Source organism: Streptomyces sp. NBC_00328 (assembly GCF_036139655.1).
Lineage (GTDB): Bacteria > Actinomycetota > Actinomycetes > Streptomycetales > Streptomycetaceae > Streptomyces.
Map to the genome: position 1 here is coordinate 246,109 of NZ_CP108013.1, position 21,570 is coordinate 267,678.

The 21,570-nt window shown below is 69.4% G+C and carries 2 protein-coding genes; both read right to left on the reverse strand.

Annotation, left to right across the window (positions count from 1 at the left end):
- Positions 1-64 precede the first annotated feature (64 nt).
- Entirely contained in the window at positions 65-6,094 is a 6,030-nt protein-coding gene (locus tag OG485_RS01080; RefSeq protein WP_443048888.1) for a type I polyketide synthase, read from the reverse strand.
- A 47-nt stretch (positions 6,095-6,141) separates the two neighbouring features.
- Positions 6,142-21,570, reverse strand: a complete 15,429-nt coding sequence (locus OG485_RS01085) for an SDR family NAD(P)-dependent oxidoreductase (RefSeq protein WP_443048640.1) — start codon at positions 21,568-21,570, stop codon at positions 6,142-6,144.

Here is a 21,570-nt window from a genome sequence, read left to right on the forward strand (position 1 = left end):
TCAGGCCCGTGCCGGGCAGCACTGCCACACGACCCTAGCCAGGCGCATGAGGCCGGGGCCGCCCCTAGAGCACCCCTGAAATCCACTCCTCGACCGTGTGAGCGGTGGCCTCCGCGGCCGCTTCGACAATGGTGAAGTGATCGGCGGGTACGGAGCGGTAGGTGTGTCCGGTGTGCCAGGGGCGGGCTTGCCATGCGTTCCCGGATTCAGGTTCGGGTTCGGTCCCGGCAGCGGATTCAGTCTCGGATGGGGATTCGGGGAGGAAGCTGTGCTCGGCTCCGACGAACAAGACCGGTGACTCGACAGCGTCGAGCGGGAACTGGGGCAGCAGGTCGAAGTAGGCCCGCATTGCGGACAGGCCCGTCGTGTTGAACAGGCCGTACTCCTCGTCGCGCGCCACCATCGCCGCCGACATCTGCCGGAACACCTGGGCCTGCATGCCTCCGCCGGCTTCCTGGGTGACGCGGTAGGTGTCCACGAGGACCACCCCCGCCGCCGGGGTCCGCAGTTCGCTCTCCAGACGAGCCGCGGTGCCGTAGGCGAGGAGGCCGCCGGAGGAGTAGCCGAGCAGGACGAACGGCTCGCCTTGCGCTGCTTCCAGCACGGACCGGGCGAGGGCCGCGGTCAGGGCGCCTACGGAGCCGGGCAGACGCTCCCCCCGCCGGAAACCGGGCGACGGCAGCGTGGCCACGAACCGTATATCTCTGAAGTGCGCGGCCAGCCGGGCGTGCTGGTGCACACCACCGGTCGCCATCGGTGTGCTCAGGCAGATCAGCCGTGGCCGGGCGGGCCCGTCGGCCAGCTTCACCGGCTCCAGCGGTGCGGTCAGCTCCTCGTACGTGTCGAACGTGGGGCGCAGGTCTGCCACGGCGCGCAGCAGGTTGAACGCCTTGGTGGTCTCGCCGGCGGCCACGGTGCCGCGGAACAGCCCGCTGACGGTGTCGGCGCTGTCGCCGCCTTCACCGTCACCATCGCCGGCCGGGGCGGCATATCCGTCACCCGCCCCTCTCTGATCAGTGACGTCCATCAGGGCCGTCAGCATTCGCGCCAGACCCGTCGGCGTCTTGGTGTCGAAGACTGCCATCGGTGGCAGGTCGAGTCCGGTGGCCTTGTTCAGGGCGCCGCGCAGTTCCATGGCGCTGAGCGAGTCGACACCCGCCTCGAGGAAGTCCCTCTCCGGGTCGATGGCATCCGCTCCATCCGGGCCGCGGTACCCGAGCACGTCGGCGGCGGTCTTCAGAACGAGGTGCAGCAGCGCGCGTTCCCGCTCCTGCGGTTCCAGCCGCGCCAGTTCGGCGCGGACCGCCGCCGCGTCGGTCCTGGTGCTCACGGTGCGGCGAACCGGGCTGCGGACCAGGCCGCGGAAGAGGTCGGGGAGTTCGGCGGCGTCGCCCGCCGCGTGAAGTGCCTTGACGTCGAGGTGGATGGGGACGAGGGCGGGCGTGTCCGGGAGGGTCGCCGCCGCGTCGAACAGAGTCAGCCCCTGCTCGGGGGTGAGCGCGTGCACGCCGGTGCTGTTCATCCGGTCGATGTCGGCCCGGCTCAGCTCGCCCGCCATGCCGTCGGCCCACAGCCCCCAGGCCAGGGACTGCGCAGGCAGACCCTGCGCCTGCCGGTGGGTCGCCAGGGCGTCCAGGAACGTATTGGCCGCGGCGTAGTTGCCCTGCCCCGGATTGCCCAGTGTGCCGGCCGCCGAGGAGAAGAGGACGAACGCGGTCAGGTTCTTGTCCGCGGTCAGCTCATGCAGATTCCACGCCCCGTCCGCCTTCGGCCGCAGCACCCGGTCCACCCGCTCCGGCGTCAGCGAAGCGATCACACCGTCATCCAGCACACCAGCCACATGCACCACACCGGAAACATCCACATCCGCGATCAACTCCGCCAACGCCTCACGGTCCGCCACATCACACGCCGCCACCGCCACCTCGGCCCCAAGGGAGGACAGCTCTGCCACCAACTCCCCTACCCCTGGAGCCTGTTCACCCCGGCGACTGACCAGCAACAGACGTCGCACCCCGTGCCTCGACACCAAGTGCCGGGCGAACAACCCACCCAACGCACCACTCGCACCCGTCACCAACACGGTGCCCCCAGACGAGAACACCGATGCGGACACCGTTTCCTCCTCCCGCGCCCCCGAGGTGCGCACAAGCCGCGCACCGTAGGCGACCCCGTCCCGCACCACGACCTGCGGCTCACCGGCCGCCAGAGCGAGAGCCACGGATACAGCAGTGTCACCGCCCTCGCCGACATCGACCAGCACGAAACGGCCCGGATCCTCCGACTGCGCCGAACGCACCAACCCCCACACCGCAGCCCCGGCCAGATCGCAGACACCCTCCCCCGGCAATCCCACCGCACCGCGCGTAACGAACACCAACCGCCCATCCACAGACTGCAGTTGCGCAAGCGCCCGACACACCGCCGTCCGTGCAGCCTCCGCGTCCACACCTGCCTCAGGGCGCAGCACCGTCACATCACCCGGCACCGCCCCATCGCCCCGCACACCCGCCAACCGCACCCAGTCCACCTGGAACAACGACTCATGAACCGTCGGCCGGGCCACCGCCAACTGATCTGGCGCGACCTCCCTGAGGACCAGCGAACCGACCGTAGCAACCGGACGGCCCTGCTCATCGGCAGCCTCCAACGCGATGCCTTCGGCACCTCGGCGCGACAGCCGCACCCGCAGCCGAGAGGCACCCGTGGCATGCAGCGACACACCGGTCCACGCGAACGGCAGGCGCGTAGCCTCAGCGCCGTCCGCCAGCAACCCCGTCGCATGCAGGGCCGCGTCCAGCAGAGCAGGGTGCACCCCGAACCCGTCGACGCTCGTCTCCTCGGGCAGTGCGACCTCCGCGTACACGTCCTCACCACAGCTCCAAGCGGCCCTCAGCCCTTGGAACACCGGCCCATACTCCAGACCAGCCTCCGCCAGCCCCTCGTACAGGCCCCCCACATCCACCGGCACCGCACCCGCTGGCGGCCACTGCAGCAGATCGAAGGCACCCTCGAGCACTGCCGTGGAGAGGGTTCCTGTGGCGTGCAGAGTCCACTGGACGTCGTGGGCGTCGTCAGCGCGACTGTAGAGGCGTACCGCACGGCGCGCACCGGATTCGTCGGGCTCGTCCACGACGACGTGGATGACGATGCCACCGTTCTCGGGCAGCACGAGCGGCGCTTGGAGCGTCAGGTCTTCCAGCCGCTCGCAGCCGACCCGGTCGCCCGCGGCGATCGCCAGTTCCACCAGGCCCGTGCCCGGGAAGAGGACCGTGCCGCCGACCGCGTGATCCGCCAGCCACGGTTGGGATGCCAGTTCGAGGCGGCCGGTCAGCACCACACTGTCGGTGCCGGCCAGTGACACGGCCGCGCCCAGCAGCGCGTGCCCGGCGGGCTCCAGACCGGCCTCGGACATTCCGCCCAACTTGGCCGCGACCCAGGACTCGGACAAGTAGTCCAGGGTGTGGAACCAGTAGCGTTGCCTCTGGAAGGCGTAGGTGGGCAGGTCTACGCGGCGTGCTCCGGTGCCCGCGTAGAACGCCGCCCAGTCGACCGACCCGCCCCGCACGGCGATCCGAGCCAGCGCCGAGACCACCTCAGTGGCTTCCGGCCGGTCGCGGCGCAGCGCGGGCACGAACTCCGCGTCCTCGGCGGACTGCTGTGCCATCGCGGACAGGACGGCGTCCGGGCCGATCTCCAGGAACGTGGTAACACCCCTCGCCGCCAACTCCCGCACGGCGTCGGCGAACCGGACCGTTTCGCGGACATGCCGCACCCAGTACTCCGGATCCGCCAACTCGGCCCCACCCACCTCAGCACCGGTCAGCGTCGAGACGATCGGGATGACAGGCTCACCGAACTCCACCTCCCGCGCCACCGCCCGGAAATCATCGAGCATCGGCTCCATCAACGGCGAATGAAACGCATGCGACACCTTCAACCGGCTCGCCTTACGCCCCAAACCCTCGAAGTACTCCTGGACCCGCAGAACTTCCGACTCGACACCCGAAACAACCACCGCCGTCGGACCGTTCACCGCCGCGATACCGACACCGCCGACACCGACCAGCAGCGGACGCACCTCATCCTCCGCCGCCTGCACGGCGACCATCGCCCCGCCCTCGTCCAACACCTGCATCAACCGGCCCCGCGCCACAACCAACCGCGCCGCATCGACAAGTGACAGAACACCCGCCACATGCGCCGCCGCGAACTCACCGACCGAATGCCCCGCCAGATAATCCGGCCTGACACCCCACGACTCAAACAACCGGTACAGAGCGACCTCGATCGCGAACAACGCCGGCTGCGCGAACTCCGTACGACTCAGAACAAGCTCATCCGCACCCCACATCACCTCCCGCAACGGCACATCGATGACACCCAGCACCGCATCGAAAGCCTCCGCGAACACCGGAAACGCCTCATAAAGCTCCCGCCCCATACCAACCCGCTGCGCACCCTGCCCCGCAAACAAGAACGCCACCAGACCCCTGGAGCCCCGCACGCTCCCCTGCACCACACCGGCCGACGCCCGGCCCTCCGCCAACGCACCCAAACCCGCCAGCAACTCATCCCGACCCGCACCCACCACCGCAGCCCGGACATCCAGCACCGCCCGCGAACCCACCAGCGAGTACGCGACATCGAGCGGGCTCAGGCCAGGGGCTGATTCGAGGTGCGCCTTGAGGCGTCGGGCCTGACCCTGCAGGGCCTCCGGGGTCTTGCCAGAGATGAGAAGGGACACGGCGGGGAGGATGCTGTGTTCGCCCGGGGCTTCCTCGGGGCCCTCCGCCGGGGCCTGTTCAAGGATGACGTGGGCATTGGTGCCACTGATCCCGAACGACGACACACCCGCACGCCGCGGACGACCCGTCTCCGGCCACGGCCGCGACTCCGTCAACAAACGGACATGCCCCTGCGACCAATCCACCTGACGGGTCGGCTCATCCACATGAAGCGTCGCCGGCAGCACACCACGCCGGATCGCCTCCACCATCTTGATGATCCCCGAAACCCCCGCCGCCGCCTGCGTATGCCCCATGTTCGACTTGATCGAACCCAGCCACAACGGCCGCTCCACCGGACGATCCTGCCCATACGTCGCCAACAACGCCTGCGCCTCAATCGGATCACCCAACGTCGTCCCCGTCCCATGCGCCTCCACCGCATCGACGTGATCCGCAGCCAACTGGGCATTCGCCAACGCCTGACGAATCACACGAACCTGAGAAGGACCGTTCGGCGCCGTCAAACCATTACTCGCACCATCCTGATTCACCGCAATACCACGCACCACCGCCAGGACCGGATGCCCATTGGCACGCGCATCGGACAACCGCTCCACAAGCAGCATGCCCACACCCTCACCCCACGCCGTCCCGTCCGCCCCGGCGGCGAAGGACTTGCAGCGACCGCTGCGCGACAGGCCCCGCTGCCGGCTGAACTCCACGAAGGTCTCCGGCGTCGCCATCACGCAGACGCCTCCAACCAGGGCGAGGGTGCAGTCCCCCGAACGCAGCGCGTGCGCGGCGGAGTTGAGCGCGACCAGGGACGACGAGCAGGCCGTGTCCATGGTCACGGACGGGCCCTCGAGTCCCAGGGCGTAGGAGACGCGGCCGGAGGCGATGGAGCCGGTGTTCGCGTTGGCTGCGTAGTCGTGGTACATCATTCCGGCGAAGACGCCGGTGGACGAACCCTTCAACGTGGTCGGGTTGATCCCGGCCTGCTCGATCGCCTCCCAGGCGGTCTCCAACAGCAACCGCTGCTGCGGATCCATGACCAGCGCCTCGTTCGGCGCGATACCGAAGAGCGACGGGTCGAAAAGAGCGGCTTCGTGCAGGAAGCCTCCCTCGCGGACGTACGTCGTACCCGAGCGCTGCGCCTCTGGGTCGAAGAGTTGCTCGGCGTCCCAGCCGCGGTCGGCGGGGAAGCCGGTGACCGCGTCCACGCCGTCGGCCACCAGCTGCCACAGATCCTCCGGCGACTCCACCCCACCCGGATAACGGCAGCTCATCCCGATGATGGCGATGGGTTCACGGAGCGTGGCAGCGAGCTTCTTGTTCTGGGCACGCAGCCGCTCGCCCTCCTTCAACGCCGATCGGAGCGCGTCGACGAGCTTGTTCTGATCAGAGCCGACCATTACAGATCTCCCGTTTCCCCGCTGCCGAGCGCCAGGCTGATGAGGCTTTCGGCGTCCATGTCGTCGATCGAGTCCTCCCAGGCGACGTCGGCCTCGTCCGACCCTGTGTGTACGTCGCCGACGCCGCCGAGTTCGAGCAGGACGTCCAGCAGTCCCGCATGCCGCAGCCTGGTAAGTGGGATGGCCTGCAGTACCGCGCGGATCTCGGCCTCGCCCGCCCCCTCGGCGTTGCCGTTGTCGCCCACGTCCGGGATCAGTTCCGCTCGCACGTGTTCGGCGAGCGCCCGGGCGTTGGGGTAGTCGAAGACGAGCGTGGGCTGAAGCCGCAGGCCGGTGAGACCACCCAGTACGTTGCGGAACTCGACCGCGCTGAGCGAGTCGAAGCCCAGCTCGCTGAAGGCCCGGTCCGGGTCGATGGCGTCGGCGCCCACGTGGCCGAGGATCGTCGCGGCGTTCGTCCGGACGAGGTCCAGTAGCAGGGCTTCCTGTTCCTCAGCGGCGTGGCCGGTGAGCCGCTGCTCAAGGGTCGCCTCGGCAGCTTGCCCGCCGCCCGCCGTCGCGGCGCGCCGGGCGGGCGCGCGGACCAATCCCTGGAACAGGGCGGGTAGTTCATCGCCGACCGCGGCGAGTGCCTTGACGTTCAGGTTCATCGGGACCAGTGAGGGTGTGTCCGGCAGGGTTGTCGCCGCGTCGAACAATTCCAGGCCCTGCTCCGCGGTGAGGAGATGCACCCCAGTGCTACGCATCCGGTCGCTGTCGGCCTGGCTCAGCTCTCCCGCCATGCCGTCGGCCCACAGCCCCCAGGCCAGGGACTGTGCAGGCAGACCCTGCGCCCGGCGGTGGGCAGCGAGGCCGTCGAGGAAGGCGTTCGCTGCCGCGTAGTTGCCCTGGCCCGGATTGCCGAGCGTGCCCGCAGCTGAGGAGAAGAGAACGAACGCGGTCAGGTCCCTGTCCGCGGTCAGCTCATGCAGATTCCATGCCGCATCCGCCTTCGGCCGCAGCACCCGGTCCACCCGCTCCGGAGTGAGGGAGGCGATGACGCCGTCGTCCAGCACGCCGGCCGCATGCACCACCGCCGACAACTCCACATCCGCGATCAACGCAGCCAACGCCTCACGGTCCGCCACATCACACGCGGCCACCACCGCTTCAGCACCCAGGGCGGACAGCTCCCCCACCAACTCACTGATCCCTGGGGCCTTTTCACCCCGACGGCTGACCAGTAGCAGACGCCGCACCCCGTATCCGGTCACCAGGTGCCGGGCACACAACCCACCCAACGCACCACTCGCACCCGTCAGCAACACCACGCCCTCGGACGAGAAGACGGCCGGAGCCTGCTCGGCCACCACCACCGGCGTACGTACCAGCCGCGCACCATAGGCGAGACCATCACGCACCACGACCTGGGACTCACCTGAAGCAAGCGCCAACGCCACCGCGGCGTCGCCGGCTACATCGGTGTCCACATCGACGAGGACGAACCGGCCCGGATCCTCCGACTGCGCCGAACGCACCAACCCCCACACCGCAGCCCCGGCCAGATCACGAACATCCTCACCCGCCAGCCCCACCGCGCCTCGCGTGACAAGTACCAACTTGCCATCAGTGGACTGGAGTTGGCCGAGCGCCTGGTGCAAAGCCGAACGAACCTCACCCGTGCCGACGCCAGGAGCGGAACGCAGCACCGTCACATCACCCGGCATCGCCCCATCGCCCCGCACACCCGCCAGCCGCACCCAGTCCACCTGGAACAGCGACTCATGAACCACCGACCGGCCCACCGCCAATTGACCCGGGGGAACCTCCCGCAGGGAAAGCGCGTCGACGCTCGCCACCGCGCGGCCGGCGCCATCGGCGACCTGTAGCGCGACCGACTCTCCCGCAAAGGTGAGTCTCAACCGCACCCGAGTGGCAGCCACCGCGTGGAAGGACACCCCCGTCCATGCGAACGGCAGCCGAGCGGAACCACCGTCGCTGCCCTCGCGCAGCCCGATCGCGTGCAGACACGCATCCAACAGGGCCGGGTGCACCCCGAACCCGTCGACGCCCGTCTCTTCGGTCAGTGCGACCTCCGCGTACACCTCTTCACCACAACGCCACGCCGCCGTCAGTCCCTGGAACACCGGCCCATACTCCAGACCAGCCTCCGCCAGCCCTTCGTACAAACCCTGCACATCCACCGGCACCGCACCCGCTGGCGGCCACTGCACCAGATCGAAGTCCGGCCGTGGACCGGCATGGGTGAGCAGGCCCACGCCGTGGCGCACCCACTGCTCGTCCTGGCCCTCGGCACGCGAGTGAATGCCTACATGTCGGGAGCCCGTATCGTCGGATGCTCCGACGGACACCTGGACCTGGACTCCGCCACGCTCCGGAAGCATCAGCGGCGCCTCGAGCGTCAGCTCCTCCAGTCGGCTGCAGCCGACCTCGTCGCCAGCACGGATCGCCAGTTCCACCAGGCCCGTGCCCGGGAAGAGGACCGTGCCGCCGACCGCATGGTCCGCCAGCCACGGTTGCGCGGAGGTCGACAGACGCCCCGTCAGCACCACACCGTCGCTGTCAGCCAGCGTCATGGCCGCGCCCAGCAGCGCATGTCCGGAGGCCCCGATCCCCATCTCGGACAGGGCGGTGCCCGTCTCGACAGTGCTCTCCTGCCAGTAGCGTTGCCTCTGGAAGGCGTAGGTGGGCAGGTCTACGCGGCGTGCTCCGGTGCCCGCGTAGAACGCCGCCCAGTCGACCGACCCGCCCCGCACGGCGATCCGAGCCAGCGCCGAGACCACCTCAGTGGCTTCCGGCCGGTCGCGGCGCAGCGCGGGCACGAACTCCGCGTCCTCGGCGGACTGCTGTGCCATCGCGGACAGGACGGCGTCCGGGCCGATCTCCAGGAACGTGGTAACACCCCTCGCCGCCAACTCCCGCACGGCGTCGGCGAACCGGACCGTTTCGCGGACATGCCGCACCCAGTACTCCGGATCCGCCAACTCGGCCCCACCCACCTCAGCACCGGTCAGCGTCGAGACGATCGGGATGACAGGCTCACCGAACTCCACCTCCCGCGCCACCGCCCGGAAATCATCGAGCATCGGCTCCATCAACGGCGAATGAAACGCATGCGACACCCTCAACCGGCTCGCCTTACGCCCCAAACCCTCGAAGTACGCCTGGATCCGCAAGACTTCCGACTCGACACCCGAAACAACCACCGCCGTCGGACCGTTCACCGCCGCGATACCGACACCGCCGACACCGACCAGCAGCGGACGCACCTCATCCTCCGCCGCCTGCACGGCGACCATCGCCCCGCCCTCGTCCAACACCTGCATCAACCGGCCCCGCGCCACAACCAACCGCGCCGCATCGACAAGTGACAGAACACCCGCCACATGCGCCGCCGCGAACTCACCGACCGAATGCCCCGCCAGATAATCCGGCCTGACACCCCACGACTCAAACAACCGGTACAGAGCGACCTCGATCGCGAACAACGCCGGCTGCGCAAACTCCGTACGACTCAGAACAAGCTCATCCGCACCCCACATCACCTCCCGCAACGGCACATCGATGACATCCAGCACCGCATCGAAAGCCTCCGCGAACACCGGAAACGCCTCATAAAGCTCCCGCCCCATACCAACCCGCTGCGCACCCTGCCCCGCAAACAAGAACGCCGCCAGACCCCTGGAGCCCCGCACGCTCCCCTGCACCACACCGGCCGACGCCCGGCCCTCCGCCAACGCACCCAAACCCGCCAGCAACTCATCCCGACCCGCACCCACCACCGCGAGACGGTGGTCCATGGTGGATCGGGCGGTGGACAGTGAGTAGGCGACGTCCACTGGTCGCACGGCCGGGTCGCTCTCCACGTAGTCGCGCAGGCGTTCGGCCTGAGCCCGCAGGGCCTCGTCCGTCTTCGCCGACAACAGCCACGACACGGCGGGGAGGATGCTGTGTTCGCCCGGGGCTTCCTCGGGGCCCTCCGCCGGGGCCTGTTCAAGGATGACGTGGGCATTGGTGCCACTGATCCCGAACGACGACACACCCGCACGCCGCGGACGACCCGTCTCCGGCCACGGCCGCGACTCCGTCAACAAACGGACATGCCCCTGCGACCAATCCACCTGACGGGTCGGCTCATCCACATGAAGCGTCGCCGGCAGCACACCACGCCGGATCGCCTCCACCATCTTGATGATCCCCGAAACCCCCGCCGCCGCCTGCGTATGCCCCATGTTCGACTTGATCGAACCCAGCCACAACGGCCGCTCCACCGGACGATCCTGCCCATACGTCGCCAACAACGCCTGCGCCTCAATCGGATCACCCAACGTCGTCCCCGTCCCATGCGCCTCCACCGCATCGACGTGATCCGCAGCCAACTGGGCATTCGCCAACGCCTGACGAATCACACGAACCTGAGAAGGACCGTTCGGCGCCGTCAAACCATTACTCGCACCATCCTGATTCACCGCAATACCACGCACCACCGCCAGGACCGGATGCCCATTGGCACGCGCATCGGACAACCGCTCCACAAGCAGCATGCCCACACCCTCACCCCACGCCGTCCCGTCCGTCGACGCCGCGAACGACTTGCACCGCCCGTCAGGAGCAAGCCCCCGCTGCCGGCTGAACTCCACGAACGCTTCCGGCGTCGCCATCACCGCGACACCACCGGCCAACGCCAGCGAACACTCCCCCGACCGCAACGCCTGCACCGCCAAATGCAACGCCACCAACGACGACGAACACGCCGTATCGATCGTGACGGCAGGACCTTCCAGACCAAAGACATAGGACACACGGCCGGAGGCAACGGATCCGGCATTCGTGTTGTCCTGATAATCGTGGTACATCATTCCGGCGAAGACGCCGGTGGACGAACCCTTCAACGTGGCAGGGTCGATACCCGCCCGCTCGAACGCCTCCCACGACGCCTCCAACAGCAACCGCTGCTGCGGATCCATACCAAGTGCCTCATTCGGGGAAATACCGAAGAAGGCCGGATCGAAGTCACCAGCACCGTGCAGGAATCCACCGTGCCTGACGTAACTCGTGTTCGGACGCTCGGAGTTGGGATCGTACAGCTCGTCGATATTCCAGCCACGGTTCGTCGGGAACTCCGACACCGCATCCACGCCGTCGGCCACCAGCCGCCACAGATCCTCCGACGACTCCACCCCACCCGGATAACGGCAGCTCATCCCGACGATCACCACCGGATCGTCGTCGGTGACAGCCACGTTGGTGACGCCGCCAGCGGTGTCGCCGCCGGTGCCGGTGACCTCTTGGAGCAGGTGCCGGGCGAGCACGACAGGGCTGGGGTAGTCGAAGACGAGGGTGGCGGGTAGGCGCCGGCCGACGGCCTCGCCCAGACCGTTGCGGAACTCGACCGCGCTGAGCGAGTCGAAGCCCAGCTCGCTGAAGGCCCGGTCCGGGTCGATGGCGTCCGGGCCCGCGTGGCCAAGAGTAGCCGCGGCCGCAGCCCGGACGAGGCCGAGGATCTCGACCTCCTGCGCCTCTGGGGACATCCCTGCGAGCCCCTGGGCCAGGGCGCTCACGGTGCCCGTCATACCACTGACGACACGACGGACCGGGCGGTGGACCAGGCCGCGGAAGAGTTCGGGCAGTTCGGCGCCACCACCCGCGCCGTTAAGTGCCTTGACATCCAGGTGGATGGGAAGGAGGGCGGGCGTGTCCGGCACGGTTACCGCCGCGTCGAACAGCTCCAGGCCGCGCTCCGGGGTGAGCGCGTGAACGCCGGCGCTGTTCATCCGGTCGATGTCGACCTGGCTCAGCTCGCCCGCCATGCCGACGGCCCACAGCCCCCAGGCCAGGGACTGCGCAGGCAGACCCTGCGCCTGCCGGTGGGTCGCCAGGGCGTCCAGGAACGTATTGGCGGCGGCATAGTTGCCCTGCCCCGGATTCCCCAGCGTTCCAGCAGCCGACGAGAACAACACGAACGCCCTCAGATCCTTCTCCGCAGTCAACTCGTGCAGGTTGAGGGCCGCGTCCACCTTCGGACGCAACACCCCATCCACCCGCTCCGGAGTCAGCGAAGCAATCATCCCGTCGTCCAGGACACCGGCCGCATGCACCACACCCGACAGGTCGACGTCCGCGATGAGCGCCGCCAGCGCCTCGCGATCGGCGGCGTCACAGGCGGCCACCCTCACCTCCGCGCCCAGAGCCCGCAGCTCCGACGCCAACTCCACTATGCCCGGGGCCCGTTCACCCCGACGGCTGACCAGCAACAGACGACGCACACCATGCCCGGACACCAGATGCCGGGCGAACAAACCGCCCAACACACCACTCGCACCCGTCAGCAACACCACGCCCTCGGACGAGAAGACGGCCGGAGCCTGCTCGGCCACCACCACCGGCGTACGCACCAGCCGCGCACCATAGGCGAGACCATCACGCACCACGACCTGGGACTCACCTGAAGCAAGCGCCAACGCCACCGCGGCGTCGCCGGCTACATCGGTGTCCACATCGACGAGGACGAACCGGCCCGGATCCTCCGACTGCGCCGAACGCACCAACCCCCACACCGCAGCCCCGGCCAGATCGCAGACACCCTCCCCCGGCAATCCCACCGCACCGCGCGTAACGAACACCAACCGCCCATCCACAGACTGCAGTACGGCGAGCGCACGGTGCACCGCCGAACGCACCGCCGCAGCGTCCGTGCCAGGGGCGACAGGCAGCACCGTCACATCACCCGGCACCAATCCGCCCTGCGGATTCTCGGGCAGTCGTACCCAGTCCACCTGGAACAGCGACTCATGGAACGCCGACCGGGCCACCGCCAACTGATCCGCCGATACCTCCCTAAGAACCAGCAAGCCGACCGTGGCCACCGGACGGCCCTGTTCGTCGGCGACCTCGAGGGAGACACCCTCGTCGCCCTCAGGGGAGAGCCGTACCCGAAGCCGGGCGGCGCCGGTGGCGTGCAGGGAGACCCCGGCCCATGCGAAGGGCAGGCGCACTGCCTCGGTAGCTCCCGCCAGCAGCCCGGTCGCGTGCAGGCACGCATCCAGCAGCGCCGGATGCACCCCGAACCCGTCGACACTCGTCTGCTCGGGCAGCTCGACCTCGGCATACACGTCCGCACCGGAGCGCCAAGCGGCCGTCAGCCCTTGGAACACCGGCCCATACTCCAGACCGGCCTCCGCGAGGGTGTCGTACATCCCGGCCAGATCGACCTTCTCGGCACCGTGCGGCGGCCATTGGGCCAGGTCGAAGGCGGGCGCCTGGGCTCCGGCGGACAAAAGACCGGTTGCGTGGTGCGCCCAGGGCTGCTCCTCGCCATCGGGGCGGGCGTGCACCTGCACCGAACGCGTGCCGTCCTCGGCGGCGTTGCCCACCACCACCTGTACGGCGGCCCCGCCCCGCTCCGGCAGTACCAGCGGCGCCTGGAGCGTCAGTTCCTCCAGTCGGTCGCAGCCGACCCGGTCGCCCGCGGCGATCGCCAGTTCCACCAGGCCCGTGCCCGGGAAGAGGACCGTGCCGCCGACCGCGTGATCGGCCAGCCACGGTTGCGCGGAGGTCGACAACCGGCCGGTCAGCACCACACCGTCAGTGACCGGCGAAGCCAGCACGGCACCGAGCAGTGGGTGCGCAGCCCGGTCCAGGCCGGCCGACGTGACTCCGCCGGCGTCCGCTCCCGCCCAGGCATCGGCCCAGTAGTCCAGGGTGTGGAACCAGTAGCGTTGCCTCTGGAAGGCGTAGGTGGGCAGGTCTACGCGGCGTGCTCCGGTGCCCGCGTAGAACGCCGCCCAGTCGACCGACCCGCCCCGCACGGCGATCCGAGCCAGCGCCGAGACCACCTCAGTGGCTTCCGGCCGGTCGCGGCGCAGCGCGGGCACGAACTCCGCGTCCTCGGCGGACTGCTGTGCCATCGCGGACAGGACGGCGTCCGGGCCGATCTCCAGGAACGTGGTAACACCCCTCGCCGCCAACTCCCGCACGGCGTCGGCGAACCGGACCGTTTCGCGGACATGCCGCACCCAGTACTCCGGATCCGCCAACTCGGCCCCACCCACCTCAGCACCGGTCAGCGTCGAGACGATCGGGATGACAGGCTCACCGAACTCCACCTCCCGCGCCACCGCCCGGAAATCATCGAGCATCGGCTCCATCAACGGCGAATGAAACGCATGCGACACCTTCAACCGGCTCGCCTTACGCCCCAAACCCTCGAAGTACTCCTGGACCCGCAGAACTTCCGACTCGACACCCGAAACAACCACCGCCGTCGGACCGTTCACCGCCGCGATACCGACACCGCCGACACCGACCAGCAGCGGACGCACCTCATCCTCCGCCGCCTGCACGGCGACCATCGCCCCGCCCTCGTCCAACACCTGCATCAACCGGCCCCGCGCCACAACCAACCGCGCCGCATCGACAAGTGACAGAACACCCGCCACATGCGCCGCCGCGAACTCACCGACCGAATGCCCCGCCAGATAATCCGGCCTGACACCCCACGACTCAAACAACCGGTACAGAGCGACCTCGATCGCGAACAACGCCGGCTGCGCGAACTCCGTACGACTCAGAACAAGCTCATCCGCACCCCACATCACCTCCCGCAACGGCACATCGATGACACCCAGCACCGCATCGAAAGCCTCCGCGAACACCGGAAACGCCTCATAAAGCTCCCGCCCCATACCAACCCGCTGCGCACCCTGCCCCGCAAACAAGAACGCCACCAGACCCCTGGAGCCCCGCACGCTCCCCTGCACCACACCGGCCGACGCCCGGCCCTCCGCCAACGCACCCAAACCCGCCAGCAACTCATCCCGACCCGCACCCACCACCGCAGCCCGGACATCCAGCACCGCCCGCGAACCCACCAGCGAGTACGCGACATCGAGCGGGCTCAGGCCAGGGGCTGATTCGAGGTGCGCCTTGAGGCGTCGGGCCTGACCCTGCAGGGCCTCCGGGGTCTTGCCAGAGATGAGAAGGGACACGGCGGGGAGGATGCTGTGTTCGCCCGGGGCTTCCTCGGGGCCCTCCGCCGGGGCCTGTTCAAGGATGACGTGGGCATTGGTGCCACTGATCCCGAACGACGACACACCCGCACGCCGCGGACGACCCGTCTCCGGCCACGGCCGCGACTCCGTCAACAAACGGACATGCCCCTGCGACCAATCCACCTGACGGGTCGGCTCATCCACATGAAGCGTCGCCGGCAGCACACCACGCCGGATCGCCTCCACCATCTTGATGATCCCCGAAACCCCCGCCGCCGCCTGCGTATGCCCCATGTTCGACTTGATCGAACCCAGCCACAACGGCCGCTCCACCGGACGATCCTGCCCATACGTCGCCAACAACGCCTGCGCCTCAATCGGATCACCCAACGTCGTCCCCGTCCCATGCGCCTCCACCGCATCGACGTGATCCGCAGCCAACTGGGCATTCGCCAACGCCTGACGAATCACACGAACCTGAGAAGGACCGTTCGGCGCCGTCAAACCATTACTCGCACCATCCTGATTCACCGCAATACCACGCACCACCGCCAGGACCGGATGCCCATTGGCACGCGCATCGGACAACCGCTCCACAAGCAGCATGCCCACACCCTCACCCCACGCCGTCCCGTCCGTCGACGCCGCGAACGACTTGCACCGCCCGTCAGGAGCAAGCCCCCGCTGCCGGCTGAACTCCACGAACGCTTCCGGCGTCGCCATCACCGCGACACCACCGGCCAACGCCAGCGAACACTCCCCCGACCGCAACGCCTGCACCGCCAAATGCAACGCCACCAACGACGACGAACACGCCGTATCGATCGTGACGGCAGGACCTTCCAGACCAAAGACATAGGACACACGGCCGGACGCGATGGCGCCGGTACCGCTGTTCGCGGCGTAGTCGTGGTACATCATTCCGGCGAAGACGCCGGTGGACGAACCCTTCAACGTGGCAGGGTCGATACCCGCCCGCTCGAACGCCTCCCACGACGCCTCCAACAGCAACCGCTGCTGCGGATCCATACCAAGCGCCTCGTTCGGGGAAATACCGAAGAAGGCCGGATCGAAGTCACCAGCACCGTGCAGGAATCCACCGTGCCTGACGTAACTCGTGTTCGGACGCTCGGAGTTGGGATCGTACAGCTCGTCGATATTCCAGCCACGGTTCGTCGGGAACTCCGACACCGCATCCACGCCGTCGGCCACCAGCCGCCACAGATCCTCCGACGACTCCACCCCACCCGGATAACGGCAGCTCATCCCGACGATCACCACCGGATCGTCGTCGAGGGCGGTGGCCGGTGCCGTCGCGGGCGCGTCCGTGTCCTGGCCAGAGAGCTCCTCCAGGATGTGGCGGGCTGCGTCGGCCGGGCTCGGGTGGTCGAAGACGAGGGTGGCGGGCAGCCGCAGACCGGTGTCCTCGTTGAGGCCGTTGCGCAGTTCGACGGCGGCCAGGGAGTCCACGCCGAGTTCCCGGAAGGCGCGCTCAGGCTCGATCGCCCGGGCGTCGGGGAAGCCGAGGACAACGGCCGCCCGGTTGAGGACCAGGTCGAGCAGTACCTGCGGGTGCTCTTCCTCCGGCAGCGCGCCGAGCCGCCGCTTCAGCGTGCCGACCTCGGCCCCGGGTGCGCCCGTGCTGCGACGCCGCCGGGCGCCTGCGGGGACGAGCCCGCGCAGCAGAGCAAGCATGTCCTCGCCCTGGGAACGCAGGGCGGCCATGTCGAACTTGACAGGGACGAGGGTGGTTTCGGTGGTGTGCCGCGCAGCGTCGAACAGCGCGAGGCCCTCCTCGGGGGTGAGCGCTTGGATGCCGCCCTTGGATATCCGCCCGCGCTCCGCCTCATCGAGGGTGTCGGCCATGCCGACGGCCCACAGCCCCCAGGCCAGGGACTGAGCAGGCAGACCGACCGACCCGCGGTGGGCGGCCAGGGCGTCAAGGAAGGTGTTGGCGGCGGCGTAGTTGCCCTGGCCAGGGGCGCCCAGGGTGCCGGATCCGGAGGAGAAGAGGACGAAGGCGGACAGGTTCTTTCCGACCGTCAACTCGTGCAGGTTGAGGGCCGCGTCCACCTTTGGACGCAGCACCCGGTCCACTCGCTCGGGAGTGAGGGAGGCGATGACGCCGTCGTCGAGTACACCGGCCGCATGGACCACTGCGGACAGGTCGACGTCCGCGATGAGCGCCGCCAGCGCCTCGCGATCGGCGGCGTCACAGGCGGCCACCCTCACCTCCGCGCCCAGAGCCCGCAGTTCCGACGCCAACTTCGCCATGCCCGGGGCTCGTTCACCCCGACGGCTGACCAGCAACAGACGACGCACACCATGCCCGGACACCAGATGCCGCGCGAACAAACCGCCCAACACACCACTCGCACCCGTCACCAACACCGTCCCCCCGGCCGAGAAGGCCGGGGCCCGCTCGTTCACCTCCAGGGGCATACGCGCCAGCCGGGCACCATACGCCTTGCCATCACGCACGACGACCTGCGGTTCGCCCGTCGCCAGTGCGAGGGGGACAGCAGCGTCCTCGCCCTCGCCGACATCGACCAGCACGAAACGGCCCGGATCCTCCACCTGCGCCGAACGCACCAACCCCCATACGGCAGCCCCGGCCAAATCCGTGACATCCTCACCCGGCAACGCCACCGCCCCCCGGGTAACGAACACCAACCGCCCCTCAGCCGACTGCAGTACGGCGAGCGCACGGTGCACCGCCGAACGCACCGCCGCAGCGTCCGTGCCAGGGGTGCTGGTGAAGACCGCGGCGGGCGGCTGAGCCTCGGACGCGCCCGCCGGGAGGGGGGTCCACTCGACGTGATACAGGGAGTCGTGGAAACCGCTCCCGGTGGCGGCCAGTTGCTCCTCAGAGATCGGCCGCAGCACCAAGGACTCGACGGTGGCCACCGGGCGCCCGTCGGAGTCGGCCAGGTCCAGGGCGACACCCGTACCTGTCGGCGTCAGCCGTGCCCGTACGGCGGTGGCTCCCGCCGCGTGCAGGGTGACCCCGGACCAGGCGAAGGGCAGCGCCGCCTGCCCACCGGTGATCCCGGTGAAGCCGACGGCGTGCAGGACCGCGTCGAGGACGGCCGGGTGCAGGCCCAGCCGCTCCGCGTCCTTGTGCCCCTGTTCGGGCAGGGCGACCTCGGCGTACACCGTGTCGCCGTCCCGCCAGGCTGCTTTCAGGCCCTGGAACACCGGGCCGTACTGGAGACCGAGGCCAGCGAGGTCCGGGTAGAGGCCGGTCGCGTCGAGCGGTTGCGCACCGGGGGGCGGCCACTGGGTCAGGTCGGCGCGTTCGCGGGCCGCGCCACGCGTCAGGACACCGGCAGCGTGGCGGGTCCACGGGGCCTCAGCGGAGGGGCGACCGTGTACGGTCAGCGATCGGGTACCGGAGGCGTCGGCCGCCGCGACGGCGACCTGTACCTGCACGGCACCGTGCTCGGGCAGGGCGAGCGGCGCCTCCAGGGTCAGCTCCTCGAGGACGTCGCAGCCGACCTGGTCGCCGGCGCGTACGGCCAGTTCGACGAAGCCTGTGCCGGGGAACAGCACGGTGCCACCGACCACGTGGTCGGCCAGCCACGGTTGCGCGGACGTCGACAGCCGACCCGTCAGCAGCACACCGTCGCTGTCGGCCAGCGTCACCGCGGCACCGAGCAGCGGATGGTCGGCGGCGTCGAGGCCGACGGAGGCGACGTCTCCGGCGCCGTTCTCGGGCGTGATCCAGTAGTGGCCGCGCTGGAAGACGTAGGTCGGCAGGTCGACCCGGCCCGCCCCGCGCCCGGCGAACACGCCCGCCCAGTCCACGGCCGCACCGCGCACGTGCAACTGTCCGACTGCCGCGAGAACGGCGCCCGCTTCCGGCCGGTTGCGGCGCAGCGCGGGCACGAACTCAGCGTCCTCGGCGGACTGCTGTGCCATCGCGGACAGGACGGCGTCCGGGCCGATCTCCAGGAAACGGGTGACGCCCTCCGCCTCCAGGACACCTACGGCGTCGGCGAACCGGACCGTTTCGCGGACATGCCGCACCCAGTACTCCGGATCCGCCAACTCGGCCCCGCCCACCTCAGCACCGGTCAGCGTCGAGACGATCGGGATGACAGGCTCACCGAACTCCACCTCCCGCGCCACCGCCCGGAAATCATCGAGCATCGGCTCCATCAACGGCGAATGAAACGCATGCGACACCTTCAACCGGCTCGCCTTACGCCCCAGACCCTCGAAGTACGCCTGGATCCGCAAGACTTCCGCCTCGACACCCGAAACAACCACCGCCGTCGGACCGTTCACCGCCGCGATACCGACACCGCCGACGCCGACCAGCAGCGGACGCACCTCATCCTCCGCCGCCTGCACGGCGACCATCGCCCCGCCCTCGTCCAACACCTGCATCAACCGGCCCCGCGCCACAACCAACCGCGCCGCATCGACAAGTGACAGAACACCCGCCACATGCGCCGCCGCGAACTCACCGACCGAATGCCCCGCCAGATAATCCGGCCTGACACCCCACGACTCAACGAGCCGATACAACGCCACCTCAACCGCGAACAACGCCGGCTGCGCAAACTCCGTACGACTCAGAACAAGCTCATCCGCACCCCACATCACCTCCCGCAACGGCACATCGATGACACCCAGCACCGCATCGAAAGCCTCCGCGAACACCGGAAACGCCTCATAAAGCTCCCGCCCCATACCAACCCGCTGCGCACCCTGCCCCGCAAACAAGAACGCCACCAGACCGTCGGAAACGGTGCCACGCAGGATCTCGGTGCGGGTCTCGTCGGCGGCGAGGGCGGTCAGCGCGGTCACGGCCGCGTCCCGGTCCGCGGCGAGGACGACCGCGCGGTGTTCCAGCGCGGTACGGGTGGTCGCGAGGGAGTGGCTCAGGTCGAGTGGGGCCAGGTCGGTGCGCTCGGCGACGTGGGCGCCGACGCGGTCGGCCTGGGCGCGCAGGGCGTCGGCGCTGCGGGCGGAGACGAGCCACGGCAGCGGGACGTCGGCCGGCCAGGCGAGCGGGGCCGGTGCGGGGGGCTCGGTGTCGTCCTGGGCGGGCGCGGGCGGCTCCTCCAGTACGAGATGCGCGTTGGTGCCGCTGACGCCGAACGCCGAGACGGCGGCCCGGCGGGGCTGCTCGCCGCGCGGCCAGGGGCGGGACTCGGTGAGCAGCTCGACGTTGCCCGCGTGCCAGTCGACGTGGGTGGACGGCCGGTCGATGTGCAGGGTGCGCGGCATGGTCTCGTGCCGCATCGCCATGACCAGCTTGATGATGCCGCCGACGCCGGCCGCGGCCTGGGCGTGGCCGATGTTCGACTTCAAAGAGCCCAGCCACAACGGCCGGTCCTCGGGCCGGTTCTGCCCGTACGTGGCGAGCAGCGCCTGCGCCTCGATCGGGTCACCGAGGGTGGTGCCCGTGCCGTGGCCCTCGGCCAGGTCGATTTGAGTGGCGGAGACGCCGGCGGCGCTGAGCGCCTCGCGGATGACACGCTGCTGGGAGGGGCCGTTGGGGGCGGTCAGGCCGTTGCTGGCGCCGTCCTGGTTGACGGCCGTGCCCTTGACCACGGCGAGCACCGGGTGGCCGTTGGCGCGGGCGTCGGAGAGGCGTTCGAGCACAAGGATGCCGGCGCCCTCGGCCCAGCCGGTGCCGTCGGCGGCATCGGCGTAGGCCTTGGCGCGGCCGTCGGCGGCCAGTCCGCCCTGCCGGGCCATGCCGATGAAGGGGCCCGGGGTGGACATCACCATGACGCCGCCGGCCAGTGCGAGGCTGCACTCGCGTTCGCGCAGTGCCTGGGCGGCAAGGTGGACGGCCACCAGCGACGACGAGCAGGCCGTGTCCACGGTCACCGACGGGCCTTCCAGTCCCAGGGCGTAGGAGACGCGGCCGGCGATGACAGCGGCGACGGCGGCCGTGCCCATGAAGGGGCCGGCCGCTTCGGGGGCGGCGTTGAGCAGGTCTCCGTAGTCCTGGAAACCGGATCCCGCGAAGACGGCGACCTGGCCGCCGCGCACCGAGTCGGCGGGGATACCGGCTCGCTCCAGGGCTTCCCAGGACAGCTCCAGCATCAGCCGCTGCTGCGGGTCCATGGCCACGGCCTCACGCGGCGAGATACCGAAGAAAGCGGGGTCGAACTCGGCCGCCCCGTCGATGAATCCGCCGCGCCGGGCGAAATCGAGGTCGGCGACGGAGTCCAGGTTCCAGCCGCGGTCGGCCGGGAAGGGGCCGACCGCGTCGACACCGTCGGCCACCAGCCGCCACAGCTCCTCGGGGGAGGTCACTCCGCCCGGGTAGCGGCAGCTCATGGCCACGATCGCGATCGGGTCCTGCTCCCTGGCCTCGTACTCCTGGAGCCTGCGACGGGTCTGGGCCAGGTCGGCGGTGACCCGCTTGAGGTACCCGAGGAGTTTCTGATCGTCAGCCATCTGCCCGCCTCGCAA